The 3,616-nt window shown below is 42.3% G+C and carries 5 protein-coding genes; 1 reads left to right on the top strand and 4 read right to left on the bottom strand.

Annotation, left to right across the window (positions count from 1 at the left end):
• Positions 1-191 precede the first annotated feature (191 nt).
• Complete coding sequence (locus tag AC58UU_RS39790; RefSeq protein ID WP_497323023.1) at positions 192-686, bottom strand: DUF2716 domain-containing protein; 495 nt, start codon at positions 684-686, stop codon at positions 192-194.
• Between the two features lie 321 nt (positions 687-1,007).
• On the opposite strand from AC58UU_RS39790, the gene AC58UU_RS39785 reads away from it, so the two are divergent.
• Complete coding sequence (locus AC58UU_RS39785; RefSeq protein WP_497323022.1) at positions 1,008-1,472, top strand: hypothetical protein; 465 nt, start codon at positions 1,008-1,010, stop codon at positions 1,470-1,472.
• 505 nt (positions 1,473-1,977) lie between these two features.
• On the opposite strand, the gene AC58UU_RS39780 is transcribed toward AC58UU_RS39785, so the two are convergent.
• The 3 genes from AC58UU_RS39780 to AC58UU_RS39770 form a co-directional block, all read right to left on the bottom strand.
• On the bottom strand, positions 1,978-2,376 hold the full coding sequence (locus AC58UU_RS39780) for an SRPBCC family protein (RefSeq protein ID WP_497323021.1): 399 nt from the start codon (positions 2,374-2,376) through the stop codon (positions 1,978-1,980).
• The gene (locus tag AC58UU_RS39775) at positions 2,373-2,702 is read right to left on the bottom strand and encodes an ArsR/SmtB family transcription factor (RefSeq protein WP_497323020.1); all 330 of its coding nucleotides are present in this window, start codon (positions 2,700-2,702) and stop codon (positions 2,373-2,375) included. Before AC58UU_RS39775 ends, AC58UU_RS39780 begins: the two co-directional genes overlap by 4 nt.
• Before the next feature lie 78 nt (positions 2,703-2,780).
• The gene (locus AC58UU_RS39770) at positions 2,781-3,203 is read right to left on the bottom strand and encodes a DoxX family protein (protein ID WP_497323019.1); all 423 of its coding nucleotides are present in this window, start codon (positions 3,201-3,203) and stop codon (positions 2,781-2,783) included.
• Between the last annotated feature and the right edge of the window lie 413 nt (positions 3,204-3,616).

Raw genomic sequence — 3,616 nt, 5'->3', positions numbered from 1 at the left:
AGCGCCTCCTTGATGGTGTTGGGTTAAACCCTTTGACAAACCCATCATACCGAGGCGCTCCTTTTCTTTCAAAGTCCAATTCTTAGGACTAACAGGAATGTTTACTTTAATAAACAAAATAGGAACTGCCGCGAAGCATGCCCCTCAACTATAGTTCGCCGTTAGCTCAACAAGCCTCGGTGGTATATATCTCAGCCTCGTTGCAGAACTTTGTGAAGCATATATGGTTTATCTTTTAACAAGCAACGGATAAAATTCTCTCCGTAAATAGTTATTGTTTTTTCCCATGGATGACCTAATATCCCCCATGAAAAATCCCTTGCGACAAAAAAATGATAATCTCCATCCGGATGAATAGAAATTATCCAATCTCCATTGTCCACTCTCCAAGGCACATGTCTTGGAAACTCCAGGCGTGCATCCACTAAATAACAATCATGTTGCCAATCTAAGGCGTAAATAAGTTCTCCCAGTTGGGTACATTGCTGAAACGCTATAACGGATTTGTCCTCGAAGTCTCTAATGAGATCTTCTGTGTACCGGTCAGATATATCGTATTTGATGAACGGACTTGGGAGGCTATAGGATGGAAAAATTGTGGTACTGGGCTTAAAATGAAAATCCTTGTAAAATCTTGACCACGCCATTTCCAACTCCTCTTCTTCTAACAAAGTCCAGCCGTTCATTCGCACACCCTCTTAACATGTTGATATATATAAAATACCTCTTTATAAATTATATCAAAAGAATGTGTCCTTGCGTTAAACTGCCCGTTAACGGGGAAAAGGCAGCCGATTTAACTGGCTGCCTTCTTATCTTGGTTATTGAGCTATTGTTTCCCGTTAGCTCGATTAGTTAGTATTCAATATTAGTTCCATTGCTTTATTAAAAGTAGAAGTCAACCCAAATTGTGTATCCGCCTTTATTCCAATATACAGATTATGTACATAAAGTAATATTGGAGTTTATTAAAAAGCGCACTATAAGCTGAGGGAGGAAATTATGCTATGACTGTAAATCCAAGATTCCCCGGATGCCCTCTTCCACAAAACATATTATTACGCACAAGACTTCAACAGTTTATTGGCCGAGATGTTTTTGTAGTTGCAAGAACGCCTGGTACGAATCACGGCAACGGAACAATCATAAGGGTTGGGGATGATTTTGTTACTATTGACTTTAAAAGAGCATTAGAGCCAGGTGTGAAAACAATAAAGTTTTCTGAGTTAATCCAGCTTAATGTTGAGGGATTGACGCGCGTACCTCAAAATTTAACACCAATTGAAAAATTAACAGGTCCTCGCTTCCCGTTTGGATATGTATTTGGCGAAGAATTCGAGTTATTTCTGGTGCGCATGGGGAAGGATTATGCTGAGTTAATTGTTAACGATACGTTTGCAAGTTTAATTAATCGAGTGATTATAACTCGCCACTCCATTAGAAGCCTGATATGTGAAGAACACGAAGAGTAGGATTACCGCTCACTGAAGATAGTTTGTACATTTGTTCGTGAGATTGTTTCTTTTGGCATTGGCATGGTGTGAGACGTGCGTCGGCAGAATACTCTAAAGACGCAGTAATTAGTAACCGCATCTATATTTATAAAGGTTAATGTTAAGAACTTAATATTTATTAGTTGATTAAAGAAATAGTCAAACGATATGGTCAAAAAGGATTAATCGCTTTACAAAAGAAGTAAATATAGAAGGCTCTTTTCGAACATATATTGCTCAGATTAAGTGCGTTTTTTATGAAACAAAACCCACAAATTATTGGCGGATTTTATTGTGCTTTTTAACTATCGTTATCCGTTAGTTTAATAATTGGGTGATTTTCGAAAAGGTATTTTATGCTGCTCCTAACAACTTCCAAGTCCAACATAAACGGGTTTCCGAGAAAAGCAACCGATCATATTTACATTGCATATGGAAACAGAGCAATGGCAGGAATCCCGCCATTGCTCTGTTTCGATTGCGGTTATTGTTCCAACACCTTTTCAAGCTCGCCAGCCATTTTAGCCCAACCATGCTTGGCGCCTTCAAACGCACGAGCATTTTCGAAACCGGTTTGTTCGAGATGAAGATTAACCTTTCCGTCCCCTAAATCCTGCAGCGTCCAGGTGACCGTCGTCTTCTCCCCTCCGCTGACCCAAGTGTAGGACAACCGGTTTGGTCCGTCCACGACTAGCACTTCGCTGTCTATAATTCCATTCCACCATTCCGTCGGTTGAGTGCGGAACTGGAAACGATGTCCTACGATTGGCTTTAAGTCATTTTCCATGACCCATTTGGCAAGCTTGTTAGAATCGGTTAAAGCGGACCAAACCTTCTCGACCGACGTCGTGTACTGAAAATCCAGGGATACCGTTGAACTCATTCTTCTTCCTCCTCTAATAGTTGGTTCAAGCGCAACATATTCGTACTCCAGAACTTGCTGTAGAAAGCCACCCAATCTTGAATTTCTCTGAGTGGAGCGGCGTTCAGCCTAAATAGCGTTTCTCTGCCGACTTTTCGGTCAAGTACCAGTCCGGCCTCTTTAAGGATTATCAAATGCTTTGATACCGCTGTACGTCCCAATTGAAATTGTGCCGTCAATTCATGAAGTGGCATCTCCTTTGCCTCTGCTAACAGACGAATCAATCGGCGCCTAGTTGGATCTGCAATCGCGTCAAACACATCACGCAACGGGTTGTCTTCGTTCACAACACCCTCTCCTAAATATTATTTTCTGTATTAGACATCTAGAATGTACGAAGGGACCGCGTTAATTTCACCACCTCCTTAAAGCCTGCGGCTCTTCGGACGCAGCGTCCACGAGGCGAGAGCTAGGATTGCAAAACTAAGTGGGCTATAAATATGGAACGCATAAGCCCCGTAGTCTCCCACGATTGCATGTGATGCAGCTGCGCCCGTCATTCCAAAGAAAATGCCGGCGTATGCCCATTCTTTAAGCCGCGGAAGACCCGGCACGATGATGGCTATCGTCCCAAGCACTTTCCAAATCCCGAGAATGGTCAGAAAGTACACCGGATACCCTAATATCTCCACCGTCCCGAGCGTCCCCCATTGATGGCTTAGCTCCCCAATTCCTCCGCTCCCCAAAAAGAATGCAAGCAGCGACGTTGTAACCCAATAAGCGATAACTTTTCCTCGAGGCTGGGTTTGTGCTTTCGCGGTTGTTTCCGCATCGATGATCGTACTCAATTGGTTTCCTCCTCATAATTGATGATTCAAGTGAACTTTATTCTTGCTTCAAACTTTCCAAATGACTAGCTTCCAATTGGACACCATTTAGTGTCTATTTGATTATATGACACCATTTAGTGTCCTGTCAACAACATTTTTAAACTCCACATATGTGTTTCAACTATTGATTTTATGCCATTTGGCTCCTTGATTACATGTTAAAAAGCCTCGGCGCGATAATGCCGAAGCTTTATGATCATGACTCAGTTTTGGTGGGCATCAGGACTGCTTGATTAATCTCATTCGGCTCTAGATAACTGCCCGTTAGCCGTTCATGCAGCGCAAGACCAGCGCTGCACCACAGAGGATGAAAATGGATAAAATCCGTCAATACTTCTACTACGGCTGGGTGAGGAAGGTCGATCAACTAT

This window comes from Paenibacillus sp. JT22N1, from assembly GCF_059692155.1.
This window is presented reverse-complemented; position numbering and strand designations above follow the sequence as displayed.